18 protein-coding genes are annotated in these 15,296 nt (G+C 64.6%); all 18 read right to left on the bottom strand.

What is annotated here, in order from left to right:
* Positions 1 to 141: 141 nt before the first annotated feature.
* Positions 142 to 1,638, bottom strand: a complete 1,497-nt coding sequence (locus DKG74_RS21190) for an aromatic/alkene/methane monooxygenase hydroxylase/oxygenase subunit alpha (protein WP_109908180.1) — start codon at positions 1,636 to 1,638, stop codon at positions 142 to 144.
* Positions 1,638 to 2,249 (bottom strand): hypothetical protein, encoded by a 612-nt coding sequence (locus DKG74_RS21570; protein ID WP_133251677.1) that lies wholly within the window; start codon positions 2,247 to 2,249, stop codon positions 1,638 to 1,640. The genes DKG74_RS21190 and DKG74_RS21570 overlap by 1 nt, the downstream gene beginning before the upstream one ends.
* A 152-nt stretch (positions 2,250 to 2,401) precedes the next feature.
* Complete coding sequence (locus DKG74_RS21185; protein ID WP_109908179.1) at positions 2,402 to 3,784, bottom strand: DUF1329 domain-containing protein; 1,383 nt, start codon at positions 3,782 to 3,784, stop codon at positions 2,402 to 2,404.
* A complete protein-coding gene (locus DKG74_RS21180) occupies positions 3,781 to 4,608 on the bottom strand; it encodes an alpha/beta fold hydrolase (protein WP_109908178.1) in 828 nt (275 codons plus the stop codon). The genes DKG74_RS21185 and DKG74_RS21180 overlap by 4 nt, the downstream gene beginning before the upstream one ends.
* A gap of 7 nt (positions 4,609 to 4,615) precedes the next feature.
* A complete protein-coding gene (locus tag DKG74_RS21175) occupies positions 4,616 to 5,668 on the bottom strand; it encodes a 2Fe-2S iron-sulfur cluster-binding protein (protein ID WP_109908177.1) in 1,053 nt (350 codons plus the stop codon).
* 1 nt (position 5,669) lies between these two features.
* A complete protein-coding gene (locus DKG74_RS21170; RefSeq protein WP_109908176.1) occupies positions 5,670 to 5,855 on the bottom strand; it encodes a 2-hydroxymuconate tautomerase family protein in 186 nt (61 codons plus the stop codon).
* A 2-nt stretch (positions 5,856 to 5,857) separates the two neighbouring features.
* Positions 5,858 to 6,628 (bottom strand): 2-keto-4-pentenoate hydratase, encoded by a 771-nt coding sequence (locus tag DKG74_RS21165; RefSeq protein ID WP_109908175.1) that lies wholly within the window; start codon positions 6,626 to 6,628, stop codon positions 5,858 to 5,860.
* A gap of 1 nt (position 6,629) precedes the next feature.
* Positions 6,630 to 7,427 (bottom strand): 2-keto-4-pentenoate hydratase, encoded by a 798-nt coding sequence (locus DKG74_RS21160; protein WP_109908174.1) that lies wholly within the window; start codon positions 7,425 to 7,427, stop codon positions 6,630 to 6,632.
* A gap of 10 nt (positions 7,428 to 7,437) precedes the next feature.
* The gene (locus tag DKG74_RS21155) at positions 7,438 to 8,898 is read right to left on the bottom strand and encodes a 2-hydroxymuconic semialdehyde dehydrogenase (protein ID WP_109908173.1); all 1,461 of its coding nucleotides are present in this window, start codon (positions 8,896 to 8,898) and stop codon (positions 7,438 to 7,440) included.
* Positions 8,899 to 8,914: 16 nt separating this feature from the next.
* Positions 8,915 to 9,838, bottom strand: coding sequence for a catechol 2,3-dioxygenase (locus tag DKG74_RS21150; RefSeq protein ID WP_109908172.1), 924 nt, complete (start codon positions 9,836 to 9,838; stop codon positions 8,915 to 8,917).
* A gap of 32 nt (positions 9,839 to 9,870) precedes the next feature.
* Complete coding sequence (locus tag DKG74_RS21145) at positions 9,871 to 10,182, bottom strand: 2Fe-2S iron-sulfur cluster binding domain-containing protein (RefSeq protein ID WP_109908171.1); 312 nt, start codon at positions 10,180 to 10,182, stop codon at positions 9,871 to 9,873.
* 3 nt (positions 10,183 to 10,185) lie between these two features.
* The gene (locus DKG74_RS21140) at positions 10,186 to 11,253 is read right to left on the bottom strand and encodes an NADH:ubiquinone reductase (Na(+)-transporting) subunit F (protein WP_207779455.1); all 1,068 of its coding nucleotides are present in this window, start codon (positions 11,251 to 11,253) and stop codon (positions 10,186 to 10,188) included.
* Positions 11,254 to 11,266: 13 nt separating this feature from the next.
* Entirely contained in the window at positions 11,267 to 11,626 is a 360-nt protein-coding gene (locus DKG74_RS21135; protein WP_109908170.1) for a phenol hydroxylase subunit P4, read from the bottom strand.
* Positions 11,627 to 11,687: 61 nt separating this feature from the next.
* A complete protein-coding gene (locus DKG74_RS21130; protein ID WP_109908169.1) occupies positions 11,688 to 13,223 on the bottom strand; it encodes an aromatic/alkene/methane monooxygenase hydroxylase/oxygenase subunit alpha in 1,536 nt (511 codons plus the stop codon).
* Positions 13,224 to 13,246: 23 nt separating this feature from the next.
* Complete coding sequence (locus DKG74_RS21125) at positions 13,247 to 13,525, bottom strand: MmoB/DmpM family protein (RefSeq protein ID WP_109908168.1); 279 nt, start codon at positions 13,523 to 13,525, stop codon at positions 13,247 to 13,249.
* Between the two features lie 13 nt (positions 13,526 to 13,538).
* Complete coding sequence (locus tag DKG74_RS21120; protein WP_109908167.1) at positions 13,539 to 14,537, bottom strand: aromatic/alkene monooxygenase hydroxylase subunit beta; 999 nt, start codon at positions 14,535 to 14,537, stop codon at positions 13,539 to 13,541.
* A 30-nt stretch (positions 14,538 to 14,567) separates the two neighbouring features.
* The gene (locus tag DKG74_RS21115) at positions 14,568 to 14,825 is read right to left on the bottom strand and encodes a phenol hydroxylase subunit (RefSeq protein WP_109908166.1); all 258 of its coding nucleotides are present in this window, start codon (positions 14,823 to 14,825) and stop codon (positions 14,568 to 14,570) included.
* A gap of 94 nt (positions 14,826 to 14,919) precedes the next feature.
* Complete coding sequence (locus DKG74_RS21565; RefSeq protein WP_133251676.1) at positions 14,920 to 15,099, bottom strand: hypothetical protein; 180 nt, start codon at positions 15,097 to 15,099, stop codon at positions 14,920 to 14,922.
* Positions 15,100 to 15,296 lie beyond the last annotated feature (197 nt).

Below are 15,296 nucleotides of genomic sequence, written 5' to 3'. Positions count from 1 at the left end.
TCCCACGGTTGCAGCCAGAGGGCAGACGAGTGCCGGCCGCCTGTGATGGGACCGGCGGCCGCCGGTCCCATCACAACGTCAGTCTCGTCTACAACCAACGCCCTTTCCAGATACAAGGGCCGGAGCCCCCTCCCACCCGCCTTACTCGGCGGCCTGGTTCTGCTTGCCGATGCCGGCCCAGGCGTAATTATGCGCGTCCGAGCCGATCTCGCCCGGGTTCAGCCCCATGTAGAGCAGGGCACCGGCCAGATTCTGCGGCTGGATCTCGCCCGACAGGAAGCGGTCGACCACATTCATGTGGCCCTGGTAACGCTCCGGGTCCTGCTGGAAGCACCAGCGATCGACTTCCGAGCCGAAGTGATACAGACGGCCGTTGTGGACCAGCTGGTAATCCCTGACATTCCAGCCGTCGCCCGCGGTGCCGACGACCGGCAGGTTGCACATGTTGCAGATGGTCGGCAGGGTTTCCGGCAGGGTCAGGTCCTCGCGGCCCTTCTGCAGGTTTTCGGTGATGACGTCCCAGCAGCGGCCGAAGGTCGAGTTCCAGCCCGGATACTTCTCCTCCAGCCAGTCGCGCTCTTCGGGCGACACGCCGGCGGCCGGGTTCCACCACACGGTCGGGCGCCAGTACCAGACACCCATGTGCATACCGTGGTGGGTCTCGTCGAGCGAGCGCACGAATTCGTCCCAGTACCAGGGCAGGTCGAGGCCGAGATCCTTCAGCTGGCGCTCGAACTGGCCGATGATCCATTCCTCCATGAATTCCTTGAAGGACTGCTTCCGGTGCTCGAGCGGGGTATAGTAATCGAGGATCGGACCGGTCAGGACCGAGAACAGCTTCCACGCCCGCCAGAAGATGACGTCGATCATCTTCTGCGCTTCGTCCTTCTTGCCGTTCGCGATCAGGATCTTCAGCACCGGGCCGCCCTGCTGGGCATGACGCGATTCGTCGGTCTGGACCGAGGAGATCAGGCTGGCGAACGTATGGTCGCCGGCTTCGGCAGCATCGGCCGCGAGGCCGAGGAACTGCATGTTGGTAAAGCCGGTCTCGAAGGCGAAGGTCAGCATGATGGCGACGCTGACCGCGTCGCGGGTGAACATCATGTCGTCGAACATGTGACGCGCGGCGAGCGCGGCCCATTCGTTGGTGTGCATCGCCTTGTGGGCCCAATCCCACTGGCGGCTGCGCTTGGTGTGCTCATGCGGGAAGAACAGCTGGATCTGGCCGTGCCGCATCTCGTCCAGCATCCCGAAGGTCGCCATGTTGCGGTTGCCGGGCGCGCGGGCGAAACGGGCCATGCGGGCTTCCGCCGTCGCCGCGCCATATTCCGCGACCGCGAGGGCGCCGTAGTGGGCCTGCAGCGTGCTGACCCAGCCCGGATCGGCGGTGTCGATGTAATTCGCGCGCTCGAGGGCGGCCTTCACCGAATAGGCACCGGCATCCTTTTCGCGCTGGGTTGCGACATAGTCGCTGTAGGTAACCTTGTACGGCTCATCGAAGGTCTCCCAGGCTTCCGCAGGAATACCGCGCGAGCCCGACATCGCCTCGGGAAACATTTCCGCTTCCGTCACATAGCGGGGCGTCCAATTCGTTGTGCGGACGAGATCGTAGTATTCGCTCGACGCCAGCTTCGACATCACTGTCCCTCCCTGTGGACTTGTTGCTCTGGCCGGAAACCGGCGGTGGCAAGGCTGGGGATGTCGTCTCCCCGGCCGTCATTTCGTACATCAGCAATGATCGTGCCAATCGCGCCACGGTTGCCGTCCTCTGGCGCGTCCGGCGCCCAAAGGACAAGCCTCTGCGGCGTCACGGCAGCTGGGTGTTGCGCTGCATCCCCGTTCGATAGGCGCAAACCATATTGCTTCCTGCCATTTGTCAGGATTCGGCGACCCGGAATTGCTGCGCCGCACGCATTTCGCCCCCAGCTTCGCGATGAGCCGCGCGCGCCGTGCGATGGCGCCACGAGACCGGCTCGCCTTGTTGTGTTCATCAAAAAAACCCATGCGGGATTGATGGAAGCGGCAAGGGACTTGTCGATTTCAGCCAACGGCACCGTGGCGGGCGCGTCGACGCCAGCACCTTCCCGTCGTGAAACGGCAGAGGTTTCCTGATTTCGGGCCGAGGGCGAGTGGTCGCGGCGCGCGACGAAGTCACACGCCCGCTTCCCGCACACCATCAGGTGCGCGGGGCAAACGTCCTGGCTGGAAGACGTTTCGCTTCCCCAAAACATCTCGCGGAAAGATTGCATGTCTTTCCCTTACCGGCATTCCCCCGAGGCCGATTTATTGTCATCGGCTTTTCTGGACTTTAGTCGGGGGTGGGTAAGGTGTCATTACATCATGCGCGGCAAATGCACCCGATTGCCGGTGTATTTGCCGCGCATGAGCGGTACAGGCTTCGTCAGTAGTCGCGCAGGCGTTCGATATCGAACATGCCCGACATGTCGCCCGAAATGATCGACCAGTCGGCCATCATGCTGATGCGGTTGTAGCGCTGACCGATCACATTCCACAGGACGTAATTCCGCGCCATCCACAGACCTTTGGCAGGGTCGAAATCGCCGGCATCGTCGAGCACGCGCCAGAGGTTGCCGCGTTGGTCGTACATCTCCTGATACTGGGCGTACCAGGTTTCCTTGTCGATGTAGAGGCGGCGCCGGCCATAGACATAGTTGCCGGTCTTGTCGGTGATGTCGAGAATCCACACGGGCCGCAACTCGAGGTCGATGGTCGCCAGCTCGCACTCCGATCCGCCGTGATCGGCAGGGTTATAGGCATGGCCGACCTCGGGCTGCGACAGCACGAAGCCGTCGCCGATCAGCTTGAAGTCGAACTTGCGCGGGTCGGGCTTCAGCCAGGACTGACGCCATTCGTCCCAGGTCGCCTCGATGCCTGGGGTCATCGGGTCCTGCGTGTCGGTGCCGCCGAGAATGCGGGTGCGGCGCATGGTCGGAACATAACCCCGGAAGTCGTCGCCCTTGTCGGCCGAGGCGAAGCGCCGCCGCGTGGCGGCGAGGCCCTTGATGTCGCGCGGGGCGAGGAAGACGATGGAGCCGGCCTCGATCGTGTCATTCTCGCCCCGGATGTCGCCAAAGGGCGCGGAATCGACCCTTCCGTGCATCTTCTGCCACCAGAGATGCATGACGTAACGCCGCTCCGGCTTGTTGTCCGGGGTGCAGGAGGTCAGCTCCATCGGTTTCAGGGCGAGATTGTCGTTGCCGATGCCGAAGGCAAGGAACGTCCAGTAGAGCTGCAGCCCGTCGGCCGGGCGGGTGAAGGGCAGGCCGGAATCGCCGAGCAGGGCGAAGCCGCCCTTCGCATCGAGCAATTCGCCCTTCTCGCTGATCGAGTAAGTTCCACCCTTCTTGGTCGCTTCGAGCCGGGCCTGGGACAGCGTGTAGGGCGTCGTCGGCACGATGCGGATGCGCCCCCACCGGAACCAGCCGTCCGACATCAGGCGCGCCAGGCTCGGCGCCGGCAGATAGTCCTTCAGCCAGGGATATTGGGCGGCATTCTCGCGGGTGATCTCAAGGCCGGGTTTCAGGTCGGGCGGCAATTTCGCCGCCGCGATCAGGCTGCGCGCGGTATAGCCGCGGAACGCCTGCCATTCCTCGACCAGGGCGATGGCCTTGGGATCGGCCAGCATTTCGGCGAATTGCTTGTGCCCCTCGAAGCCCGTCTTGGCGGCAAGGCTTCGCCATTCATCGACCCATTCCGCCGCCACCGCCGGCAAGGCCGAAGCCACGAGACCGACGACCAGGGGCAATGCCCGCCACCATTTCATGCATCACCCGAGAGAAAGTCGTTCACGAGAGAGTTGAACCTAGCCGCGTGTTCGATCTGGGTCCAGTGACCGCAGCGCCCGAACATGTGAAGCTCGGCCCGGGGCAGCAGGTCGAACAGTCGAAGCGCGTTGCCGGGCGGAATGACCCGGTCCTCGCGCCCATGCAGGATCAGCGCGGGCTTGTCGATCGCGGCGATCGCCGCCTCGGGCGTCGCGAGGGCGGTGACCCAGCGCTGGCGCGGCGCCGGAAACAGGGCGGCGAAGCTTTCCTGCACGCCCGGCCGGATGCTGGCGGCATGGCGCATCCGCACCAGGTCATCCGTCGCCCGGGTGGGGTCGTAGGAAAAGATGCCGATCAGCCGGCGCATGGTCTCGATCGAGGGTTCGTAGCCCCAGACCGCGTCCAGCCCCGCGGTCAGCGGGAAATCGACACCGGCCGCGCCCATCAGGACAAGGCGGCGGACACGATCCGGTGCGCGCGCGGCAAGAGCAAGCGCGAGCGCCCCGCCGAAGGAATTGCCGACGACATCGACCGGACCGAGTTCCAGTGCGTCAATGAAGCCGATCAGATGCGATATCCAGCGTTCCATCGAGAACTGCGTGCCCGGCGGCGTCGCGGTATAGCCGAAGCCGAGCATGTCGGGCGCCAGCACCCGGCGCGCCGCCGCCAGCGGCCCCATGTTCAGGCGCCAGTTGGCATAGGCGGAAACCCCGGGGCCGGAGCCATGGATCATCAGCACGGGCTGCCCCGTGCCGAGGTCGTGGTAATTGGTGTCGATCCCGTCGGCGAGGATGCGCCGCCCGATCTCCGGATTTTCCGCCATGCTGCCCTCAGAAGAAGCGGTCGAAATGGATCTGGCCGAAGGGAACCTTCAACTCGATCATCAGCAGCCGCTGCAACGCCTCGGCCATGGGCGGCGGGCCGGCGAAATAGATTTCGCTGTCTGCCAGACGGTCGCCGATGCCGCGCGCCACGACTTCGTGGACGAAGCCGGTCTCGCCGGTCCAGCCGGCGCTGAGCGGATCGTCCGGCGACGAGACCACGGGATGGAAACGCAGACCCCGCTGCCAGCCCGGCAGGGCCGACAGATGGTCGGCGCCGCAGACGTCGGCCGCGGTCCGCCCGCCATAGAAGAAATCGACCTGCCGTTCCGGATCGGCCCCCAGCGCCCGCGCGATCGAGATCATCGGCGCAAGGCCGGAACCCCCGGCGATGCAGACCACCGGCCGCGCCGATTCGGCGACGAGATGGGCAAGGCCATAAGGCCCGTCCACCCGCAGCCGGCCGCCCGGCGCCATGTCGAACAGGGCGTTCGAGGCCTTGCCACCCGGCACGCGCTTGATCTGGAATTCCCAGATACCTTCGTCGTTGGCGAGGTTCGACATGGAGTAGCAGCGCCGCTGCCCATCCTCGAGCTGGAGAATGGCATATTGCCCGGGCAGGAACACGGCGGGCGCCGAGGCGCGGAAGCGGAACTCCCGAATGTCACGGGTCAGATCACGCGCGCTCTCCAGCACCACGCCGAAGACCTTGGGCGGCACCTTGGGCGCGCAGGCCGCGTCGGTCGAGACCTTGATGGTCAGATCGCCGAGGGCGCGGGTCTGGCAGGCCAGTTGCAGCCCCTTGCGGCGGTCGCGGGGCGAAAGGCCGGGCGCATCCGGCCACAGGCTTTCCGCCTCGCCCTCGAGCACCTGGATGCGGCACGAGCCGCAGCCGCCCGAACTGCATTCGTAGGGCAGGCCGATGCCGCAGCGCAGAGCCGCCTGCAACAGCGAGGCATCGTCCGCCCCCTGCACGAAACTGCCGAGACCACCGTCGATGGTGACCACCTGCGCGTTCTGGGTCATGGCCGCGCCCTCGCCCTTCTGCCCGCCGTCGGCCATGTCAGGACACGGACTTCGGCACGCCCGCGACGCCGAAATGCGCCGCCGGCACTTCCCAGATGATCACGCGCACGCTCTGCCGCGGCACGGCGATCGCCTTTTCCGCCGCGTTGGTCAGCTCCTCGATCAGGGCGCGCTTGTCGTCCTGGCTGCGGCCTTCGATCAGGGTCACGTTGATGATCGGCATGTTCAGTCCTTCACGGTGATGGCCACGCGGCCGAGGCCTTCGATTTCGGTGCGGATATGCTCGCCCACCGTCAGCGGATGGGCCGCGGTGATGCCGCCCGCCATGACGATGTCGCCGGGGCGAAGGGTCTCACCCCATTGCGCCACCATGCGCGCGGCCGCGACGAGCGAGCGCACCGGATGGCCGAGCAGCGCCGCGGTCGAGCCGATCTGGCGCACCGCGCCATTGGCCGAGAGCACGGTGCCGAGATTGCCGATATCGACCGACGGTGAGACGAAGCCGCCGATGACAAGACCGGACGACGAGGAATTGTCGGCGATCACGTCGGGCAGGGCGAAGCGGAAGGCTTCGTAACGGCTGTCGATGATTTCCATCGCGGGCGCGACCCCGGCGACGGCGGCCATCGCCTCGAGCGCGGTCACGGTACCGGCCAGCGGCTTGCCGATCAGGAAGGCGACTTCCGGCTCGACCCGCGGGTGGACATAGCGGTTGCGCGACAGCTCGCCACCTTCCTCGAGGATCATGGCGTCGGTCAGACGGCCCCAGATCACCTCGTCGACACCGACCTGGATCATCTTGGCGCGGCTGGTCAGGCCCATCTTCACGCCGATGCGCTTCTCGCCCCGCTCGAGACGGCGGCGCACCGACAGCGCCTGTACCGCATAGGCATCGTCGATGCCGAAATCGGGCAGGTCGTTGGTGATCTGCGGGATGGCCTTGGCGTAACGCGCCGCGTCATCGACCAGGGTGGCGAGTTCGGTCAGAGACGTCATATCAGCGCCCTCCCTCGAAGCTGCAGCGGACATTGCCGAGCCCCGAAATACGCAATTCGATGGCATCCCCCGCCGCGACCGGCACGAGGGGACCGAGAGACCCGGACAGGATCGTGTCGCCGCGCTTCAGCGGACGGCCGACTTCCACCATCTTGCGCGCCAGCCACAGGGTCGAGACCAGCGGATTGCCGAGGCAGGCGACGCCCGCGCCGGTCGCGACAGGATCGCCCTGACGCTCCATCACCATGCCGCACAGCACGGGGTCGAATTCGCCGAGCCTGCGCGGCTGGCTGCCGAGGACATAGAGGCCCGAACTCGCGTTATCGGCGATGGTGTCCAGGATCTTGATGTTCCAGTCGGCGATGCGGCTGCCCACGATCTCGATCGCGGCAACGGCATATTCGACCGCGTGCAACACGTCGGCGAGGGTCAGGCCATCGCCGTCGAGATCATCACCGAGATAAAAGGCGATCTCGCCCTCGACCTTGGGCTGCAGAACCTGGGAGACCGGAATGGCCTCGCCGTCGCCGAAGGCCATGTCGGCGAACAACATGCCGTAATCGGGCTGGTTCAGCCCCAGCATGGACTGTACCGCCTTGGAGGTCGCGCCGATCTTGCGCCCCGACAGCCGACGACCGTTGTTCAGCCAATATTGGGTATTGGCCTCCTGGATGGCGTAGGCGGTGGCTGCGTCGCCACCCTCGACCCGCCCGGTCAGGGGCGCGATCGGGGTGGCGGTTTCATGGGCCTGGCGCAGCAGGGCTGCGGCTTCGGCCACGGACAGGATGGGTTGAGACACGCCTCGATCCTCAGAGTTTGATGCAGACGTTCGAGAGTTCGGTATAGAACTCCAGGCTGTGCACGCCACCCTCGCGGCCTATACCGGAGCGTTTGGAGCCGCCGAACGGCGTGCGCAGGTCGCGCAGGAACCAGCTGTTGACCCAGACCAGCCCGGCTTCGATGCGGGACGCCACACGATGCGCCCGCGAGCCGTTCTCGGTCCAGATCGAACAGGCAAGACCGTAATCCGTGTCGTTCGCGCGCTCCACCACTTCGTCCTCTTCGTCGAAGGGGCTGATGTGGCAGCAGGGGCCGAAGATTTCCTCGCGCATGATCGCACTGTCATCGCCAAGACCGGTCCAGATCGTCGGCTCGATCCAGGCCCCTTCGACGAGATGGCCCGGCATCTGGGGGATCCCGCCGCCGATCACCTGTTCGGCCCCGAGTTCCCGCGCCTTCTGGTAATAGGACAGGACCTTGCTCTGGTGCTCGCGGCTGACCAGCGGACCCATGTTGGCGGCCGCATTGTCCGGCGTGCCAACGACGAGGCCGGACGCGCCGGCCTTCAGCCGGGCGACGAATTCATCGAACAGCGGACGCTGCACGAAGACCCGCTCGGTGCCGAGGCAGACCTGGCCGCAGTTGGCGAAGGCCGAACGCATGGTGCCTTCGATCGCCTTGTCCATGTCGGCATCGGCGAAGACGATGGCCGGATTCTTGCCGCCGAGTTCGAGCGACACCGGGCGGATGCGCCCCGCCCCCGCCCGCATGATGGCGGCGCCGGTGCGGGTTTCCCCGGTGAAGGTGACCGCATCGACACCGTCGTGGCTGGTCAGGAATTCGCCGGCGCTGCCCGGGCCGAAGCCGTGGACGACGTTATAGACGCCCGGCGGCACGCCCGCCTCGTTCATCACCTCGCCGAGCAGGGTGGCCGTGGTCGGGGTCTCCTCGGACGGCTTCACGACGACGGCATTGCCGCAGGCGAGGGCCGGCCCGACCTTCCACGTCATCAGGAGAAGCGGCAGGTTCCACGGACAGATCACGCCGATCACGCCCTTCGGCCGGCGCAGGGCATAATTGACCGCGCCCGCGCCGTCCGGCGTGTCGAGAACGAAGCTCTCGGTCGGCACATTCTTCACCAGATCGGCGAAGATCTTGAAGTTGGCCGCGCCGCGCGGGATGTCGATGTGCCGGGCGAGGCTCTTCGGCTTGCCGGTGTCCCGGCATTCCGCCTCGAGGAATTCCTCGAAACGCCGGGTGATGCCGTCCGCGACCTTGTGCAGGATGGCAGCGCGCTCGTGCACCGTCATCTTGCCCCACGGCCCCTTCAGCGCGCGGCGCGCGGCCTGCACGGCCGCGTCCACTTCGGCTTCACCCGCCTCGGCGACCATGGCGAAGACGCCATTATCGCAGGGGTTACGATTTTCGAACCAGTCGCGCCCCTCGCGGAATTCGCCGTCGATGAAGTTCAGGGTCCTTGCCACCGTCATTCTCTTGCTCTCCAGATCAGGTCACGACCGTCATGAAGCGGTCGTTCAGCGCGCGCTCGTAATAGAAGATCGCCTTGCCCACTTCGTCGGTGCTCCAGGTCCGCACCGGATGGTCGGGATAGAAGGTGTAACCGCCCGCGAAAACTTCGTTGCGATTGCCCGAGGGGTCGAAGAAATAGATCGTCTGCCCGCGGGTGATGCCGTGACGGGTCGGACCGATGTCGACCGACATGTTGTAACGGCTCATGATATCGGCGGCATGGCCGACGTCGTTCCAGTTCTCCAGCAGGAAGGAGACATGGTGCAGCTTGCCCTTTTCCTCGTGGCGGACGAGGGCGATATCGTGGGCCTTCATGCCGCAGGACAGGAAGGCGGCGATGACAGTGCCGTCCGGCGCCACCACCTGTTCGGTCAGGACGAAGCCGAGCAGACGGCAGAAGATGTCCATGGTGCCGTCGATATCGTCGCCGTAGAGCAGGCAATGATCGAAGCGCTGGGCCCGCATCGCCCGCGGCTCGGCGTGCCACAGTTCGGGATTGTCGATCATCGGGCAGGCGTTGGAGCGGCCCATGGAGGCGAACAGCTCGAACCGGTGACCGGTCGGCGCGAGGAAACCGATGCGACGGCCAAGATAACGGCCCTCGTCCGCCGGAATCTCGTCGACCGGGACACCGGCGGCGCGCAGGCTACGGGCGAAGGCGTCGAGCGCCTCTTCCGACGCGACCTTGAAGCCCATGAAGTCCATGCCGGTTTCGGGGGCTTCACGCAGGATGATGCTGTGATGATCGAATTCGTCGTAGGCCTTCAGGTAAACGAGACCGTCATCGTCGGTCATCATCACGTCGAGACCGATACGGTCACGGTAATGAACCAGCGCCGCCTCCATGTCGAGGACGCGCAATTGCACATAGCCGGGCCGCAGAACACCCTGTATTGCCATTTCATATTCCTCCCGTTGGCGCCACGCGGGCGCTATTTCTCGACGGCGGTCCGGAATGCCGGAGTCGCCAGGCGTATCGTCAGATCGGAACGCGGATAGATCCGGCAGGCGAGGACCAGCGCCTGCCCGCCTTCGGCTTCCGACACATGGCGCCGGCTCATCGGTCCGGCCTTGAAGGCACCATCCGTCACCTCGACCCGGCAGCGGCCGCAGCCGCCGCTGCGGCAACCGACCGGGATCGAACTGCGGCCCTGTTTCTCCATGGCCTGAAGGACACCTTCGCCTTCCGGACAGGTGAAGTGGTCGCCGCAATTCTCGACCCGGATGGTGTGACGGACCGTCATCGCCTACATCCGCTGCGAAAGCGGGCTGCGGCTGGGTCCGTCCGCATCGGCCTTGGTCAGGAAGCTCTCGGTGTGGATGTCGCGGTCGAACAGCCGGCCCTTCATCAGGGCGCGGATCGAAGCCTCGATCATCGGCGGCGGGCCGCAGAGATAGGCCTTGTGTCCCTTGAACACGCCGTCGAAATGCCGCACGGCGGCCTCGTGGACGAAGCCCGTCTCGCCGGTCCAGCCATCGCCGGGCTGCGGGTCCGACAGCACCGGCACATAGGTGAAATTGCCGTGCTCCGCCGCCAGTTTCTCGAACAGCTCGGCGAAATAGAGATCGGGCCGGCGGCGGACGCCGTGGAACAGGGTGATCGGCAGATCGCAACCCTTGCCAAGGAGATCGAGCACCATGGATTTCGGGCTGGACAGGCCGGAGCCGCCGGCGATGAAGATCATCGGCACTTCCGCGGATTCGCGGATGTAGAAGCGACCGTAAGGCCCGCTCAGCGACAGCTTGTCGCCGACCTTCAGCACTTCGTGCAGATAGCCGGTACCGCGCCCACCGGGCACCAGCCGCACGTGGATTTCCAGCAACCCTTCGCTCGGCGCGTTGGCCAGCGAGAATGCCCGCTCGCCCTCGATGCCCGGAAGCCGCAAATTGACATATTGCCCGGCCTGAAAGTCGAAAGTGACGCCTTTCGTATCGAGCCAGATGCCTTTGATATCACTGGACAGGTTGCGGATTTCAACCACATCCGTCTCGATGTCGAGCACGGGGCAGTTGCGCGCGTCCGGGTCGACCTCGATATCCGCCTCGATGGTGACATCGGACAACGGCCTGGCGCAGCAGGCAAGGGCACGACCCTCGTCCCGCTCGAAATCCATCAAGGCGAAAGGCGAAGCCTCGCCAAGGTCGACTTCGCCGTCGACGACCGTGACCTTGCAGGTGCTGCAAAGTCCGTGGTTGCACTGATAGGGCAGATAGATGCCGGCCCGCAGGCAAGCGTCCAGAATGGTCTGTCCCTCGGCGACATTGACGGTCTGCCCCAGGGGCTCGACCGTGACCCGGTGAATGGCTCCGCTCATATCCGCTCGCCCGTCAGATCACGGCGCCCGAAAGCCCGTGCAGGCCCGGCGTCCAGAAGCGCAGCAGCGACTTGTGCCCGACGCCGTTGGCAACGAGGCTGGCGGAGAGATCGGGCTTGAACGGCCGGCCATCCAGCATCCAGACGACCTTGGACCACTCGATCTGCTCGAACTGCGGGTGCATTCCATAGCAACCCGGCAGGATATTGTTCAGCACGTCGCCGAAAGGCATGTCGCGCGGCAACATCAGGGCGAGCGCGGCGCAGAACATCAGGTGTTCTTCCCAGTGCCAGTAAACGACCTGGTTACCGTGGAAATTGTCGATATGGTCCCTGGACTTGAATTCGTAGGGCCCGATGGCTGTAACGGTCATGTTCGCTCCCTTTGCGGTTCCACCCGTGGATGGGCGCGGGCTATCCCCGCGCCCCTGTTTTTCAGACGGCGTTGGCCGATCGCTGGGCCTGCCATTCGTCCCACAGCTTCTGGTCGGGCGATCCGGTGTAGTCGAAATTGTCGGCACCGAAGTTCAGGTGATACCAGGCGAGCACGTCCTTCATCTCGGCACCGCCGCAGTTGCCCTGATAGATCTGGTGCACCGGCAACCACGACTGGATGTATTTCTCCGGCTCGTAGCAGAAGATGTCCTTGCAGCCGTCCGAGCAGAAGTGATAGCGCTCGCCCTTGTATTCCGCCGACCGGAAGCAGGTGGTAGTCGGATCGTCGGGCTCGGTGAAGATCATCGGGATCTGACAGGTCACGCAGAGCTGCGGCAGCGTCGGGTTGTAGTAACGGTTGCCCTTCTTCTCCATCTCGCTCCAGCATTCGAAGCGCGGACGATAGAGACGATCGAAGGTGTCGGGATATTTCCCGGACAGCCAGGTCATCTCTTCCTCGGTCGGCAGCCAGGTGTGGAAAGCCGTCGCCTGGGTGTAGTTGTAGAAGGTCGACCACACCTCGTGGCTGAGGCGGTGCTTTTCCTTCGACGCGACTTCGAAGTACTTCGGCTTGCGGATGCCGTAACGCGACAGGTCGTTGAAGAGGGCATCGCCAGCCTGCTCGAAATACATCTCCCAGGCTTCGGCCCAGGACATGATCCGCTTCGGCAGCATGTAGTCCATCATCATCGAGACGAGCGCCAGCAGGCGGTAGCCGCGCCAGAACCATTTGTCGATCCAGCGCTGGACGATCGGCACATTGGCCTCGTCCTGCTCGAGCATGAACTTGATGATCTCGAGGCCGAGGGTCATGTGACGCGCTTCGTCCGACTGGGCGGAGAAGCCGAAGGTCACGGTCGCCATGTCGCCGTTGAAGGCCGCACCCGACATGAAGGGCACGAACAGCAGGTTGGTCAGGACATATTCGAAGCTGAAGGAAATCGCCGTCAGGAATTCGAACGGCCCGGCCGAGCAGGCGTCCTCGAAGAACGACTTGGGCACCGAGAGATACCAGACGCGGTCGTGCATGTGACGCGCGTCGTGCAGCCCGTCGAAGAATTTGTTGTAGTGACTCATCGTGTGAATCTGCGTCTGGGCATGACGCAATTCGTCGATGGCCTGCATCTGACAGGCGATGCGCGGACCGGCGCCGACGAAGTGCCGGCCGACATGGGCATAGCCGCGATGCGCGGAATATTCGAGCGGCGAGACCCCGGTCAGGAACAGCTTCAGCGCGTTGACATAGCGGGCGTCGGTGATGTTCAGATGCCCGTTGTTCTGCGCGAAACTCTCGATCACGGCATAGAGCTTGCGCTCCTTCTCGGCCTGATATTTCCAGTAGGCATCCATGGTCAGCCGGAACGGGTCTTCCCAGGCGTCCCAGTCATGGATCTTGATGCCTTCGTAATCAGCGAAGGGGAACACCTTGTCCATCGGTTGATAGGTGGTGTTCCAGCCGAGACCGCGGGTCAGGTGCGCGTAACGCTCCTTGAGGCTCAGCTTCTTCTGCTTCGGCGGGGGTTGCATCGCGTTCATGGTCTGCCTCTCCACGGTTTCGGTTAGCGGGCGCCCGTGTTCCAGGCGAGGGTGAAGGCGTCGTCGTCTTCGTCGACGTTGCCGGCAAGGGTGACGATCGACAGGTGAATTTCCTGCAGGTCGAACGACCGGCCGATCCGCGCTTCGACCGAGTCGCGGCGCAGGGACAGCGAGCCTTCGCAGTCGATCTTGGTCATGGCGGGCATGACGCTCGCCGTCGCATCGGGGTTGTCGGTCAGGATGGCATCGACGAGGTGGCGGGCGTCGTCGGTGTTCTGGAAGGTGATGGAAACCTTGCTCATCTCTCGCTCTCCCTTACGCCTGCAGGCCGAGGCGGCGGACGCGCTGGCCAAGCTGGCTGGCGATTTCCGCCACGGCTTCGGCCGCGCCGTCACCCAGGACGGATTCGGCGAGCGGCGTGACGGCCTCGACGGCGCGCGCGGTCCAGGCCTTGGTCCAGCCCGACAGGAGGTCGCGGTTGGCCTCGGATTCCTTCCCGGCAGCGGTGATCACGCCATCGACCCAGCGCGAGATTTCCTCGAACCAGTCGGCCATGAATTCGGTCAGCGGCGAGAGCGCCGCGCCGCCGTGGGCCATGCCGGCCTGATCGAACTGGCGATAGACGAGCGGATAGATGAAGCCGTCGAAGACGAGGTTCTGGGCGACGAACAGCTCGAACCAGTCGGGCATCACCAGCATGTCCTCGACCGCATGGCGCAGCGGCTGCCAGGCGGGCGACGCCATCCAGGCGTCCTTCGCCGCCAGCAGACTGGTGCCGGTGCCGCCATCAAGGATAAGGCCGACCCGGCTGATCAGCTGGGCGATACCGAGCCGGTCCATGGTCGCGAACATCGCCGCCTCGGTGATCGCCGAGCCGAAGCCGATATCCGTGATCTGCGAATTGTTCATGTTCGCGCCCCATTCGTAATGACGAAGGGGCAGCAGGTAGCTGTGAATCTTGCCGGTCCAGTCCGCGTCGATGCCGGTCAGGGCCTGGCGCTTCTCGGCGAAGGAAAAGCTCTTCTCGGCCGCTTCCATCATGCGGGAGCGCGCGATCGTATAGGTTCCATAATAATACTGCCGCGGATCGCGCAGGACGTGCCAGTCCGCGAGCACGATCGCCGTGCGCCGCGCGTCGAACAGCTCGTATTCCGGCGCCCAGGTCGGACGATAATGAAATACGCCGGTCGCCTGCAGATCGAACATGGATTCGTCGTAGCGCGAGGCGGGCTTGTCGGCCCCCAGGCGGCGCGCGACGTTGCCATAGGTCTGGCGCCGCGGCTGAATGACGTTGGTCTTGATTTCGATGGTCATTATCTGTGTTCCCGTCCTTCCCGTATTCGGTCACATGGCCACGGCGGCCGGCGTGCGGGCCGCGAGTGCCCGCAGGGGCGCGGCGGCCTCCGGTGAGATGTCGACGATGGCATGTTGCACCCGCCGGAATTCCTCGAACGCCGGATAGGGCATGATCAGCTCGACCGTCAGGTCAGGATCGCCAATGGTGAATTCGAACAGCACGAAGGGGCTGCGGACTTCCGTCACCCTGATCCAGCGCGCGTCGATATCGAGTGGCGGCCGATCTGCCTCGTCACCTGTCCACATCACCGCTTTCCTCCCTGCCCGGCGTTACCTTATTCGTGTCATCGCCAGCTTATTTGCTGTTGTTGCAAGCAGCGTGCCAGTGGCAGTGCAACAGTCACTTCGCCAGGCTTTTGCTGCAGCGCGGTCCTGTAGCGATTCCAAGCGTTGCCTCGCCGATCCAGCACGAATTGTTGTTTGATGCAGCGCGGTCTTGCTGCAACGCCACATGATTTGACGGCGTCATCGGAAGACCCATCCACGAAATGATCAAAATGCCGCGGCGCGGCTCGATCATTTCCGACAGGTCCCGGCACAAAAAAAAGAGGCAACGGGCTAGGGGTCCGTTGCCTCAAGTTACCTGGGGGGGGACCCAGGAGGAAGACTTGGGTAGAGGAGAGAGTTGGGCGGCGCGCTTCCCAAACGCCGCCCGAGCCCTGGATTACTTGTAGTCGCGGAGCTGGTCGACGTCGAAGAGGGACGGCGTCGGGTTGG

Origin of the sequence: Zavarzinia aquatilis (assembly GCF_003173035.1) — a bacterium.
Taxonomy (GTDB): Bacteria; Pseudomonadota; Alphaproteobacteria; order Zavarziniales; family Zavarziniaceae; genus Zavarzinia; species Zavarzinia aquatilis.
This window is presented reverse-complemented; position numbering and strand designations above follow the sequence as displayed.

What these genes read in the sequence shown, in the direction of transcription:
- DKG74_RS21135 (WP_109908170.1), bottom strand. Translation starts at nt 11,626, where the DNA reads ATGACCGTTACAGCCATCGGGCCCTACGAATTCAAGTCCAGGGACCAT.
- DKG74_RS21565 (WP_133251676.1), bottom strand. Translation starts at nt 15,099, where the DNA reads ATGATCGAGCCGCGCCGCGGCATTTTGATCATTTCGTGGATGGGTCTT.
- DKG74_RS21125 (WP_109908168.1), bottom strand. Translation starts at nt 13,525, where the DNA reads ATGAGCAAGGTTTCCATCACCTTCCAGAACACCGACGACGCCCGCCAC.
- DKG74_RS21150 (WP_109908172.1), bottom strand. Translation starts at nt 9,838, where the DNA reads ATGGCAATACAGGGTGTTCTGCGGCCCGGCTATGTGCAATTGCGCGTC.
- DKG74_RS21190 (WP_109908180.1), bottom strand. Translation starts at nt 1,638, where the DNA reads ATGTCGAAGCTGGCGTCGAGCGAATACTACGATCTCGTCCGCACAACG.
- DKG74_RS21180 (WP_109908178.1), bottom strand. Translation starts at nt 4,608, where the DNA reads ATGGCGGAAAATCCGGAGATCGGGCGGCGCATCCTCGCCGACGGGATC.
- DKG74_RS21155 (WP_109908173.1), bottom strand. Translation starts at nt 8,898, where the DNA reads ATGACGGTGGCAAGGACCCTGAACTTCATCGACGGCGAATTCCGCGAG.
- DKG74_RS21145 (WP_109908171.1), bottom strand. Translation starts at nt 10,182, where the DNA reads ATGACGGTCCGTCACACCATCCGGGTCGAGAATTGCGGCGACCACTTC.
- DKG74_RS21170 (WP_109908176.1), bottom strand. Translation starts at nt 5,855, where the DNA reads ATGCCGATCATCAACGTGACCCTGATCGAAGGCCGCAGCCAGGACGAC.
- DKG74_RS21130 (WP_109908169.1), bottom strand. Translation starts at nt 13,223, where the DNA reads ATGAACGCGATGCAACCCCCGCCGAAGCAGAAGAAGCTGAGCCTCAAG.
- DKG74_RS21140 (WP_207779455.1), bottom strand. Translation starts at nt 11,253, where the DNA reads ATGAGCGGAGCCATTCACCGGGTCACGGTCGAGCCCCTGGGGCAGACC.
- DKG74_RS21570 (WP_133251677.1), bottom strand. Translation starts at nt 2,249, where the DNA reads ATGCAATCTTTCCGCGAGATGTTTTGGGGAAGCGAAACGTCTTCCAGC.
- DKG74_RS21115 (WP_109908166.1), bottom strand. Translation starts at nt 14,825, where the DNA reads ATGTGGACAGGTGACGAGGCAGATCGGCCGCCACTCGATATCGACGCG.
- DKG74_RS21175 (WP_109908177.1), bottom strand. Translation starts at nt 5,668, where the DNA reads ATGGCCGACGGCGGGCAGAAGGGCGAGGGCGCGGCCATGACCCAGAAC.
- DKG74_RS21165 (WP_109908175.1), bottom strand. Translation starts at nt 6,628, where the DNA reads ATGACGTCTCTGACCGAACTCGCCACCCTGGTCGATGACGCGGCGCGT.
- DKG74_RS21185 (WP_109908179.1), bottom strand. Translation starts at nt 3,784, where the DNA reads ATGAAATGGTGGCGGGCATTGCCCCTGGTCGTCGGTCTCGTGGCTTCG.
- DKG74_RS21120 (WP_109908167.1), bottom strand. Translation starts at nt 14,537, where the DNA reads ATGACCATCGAAATCAAGACCAACGTCATTCAGCCGCGGCGCCAGACC.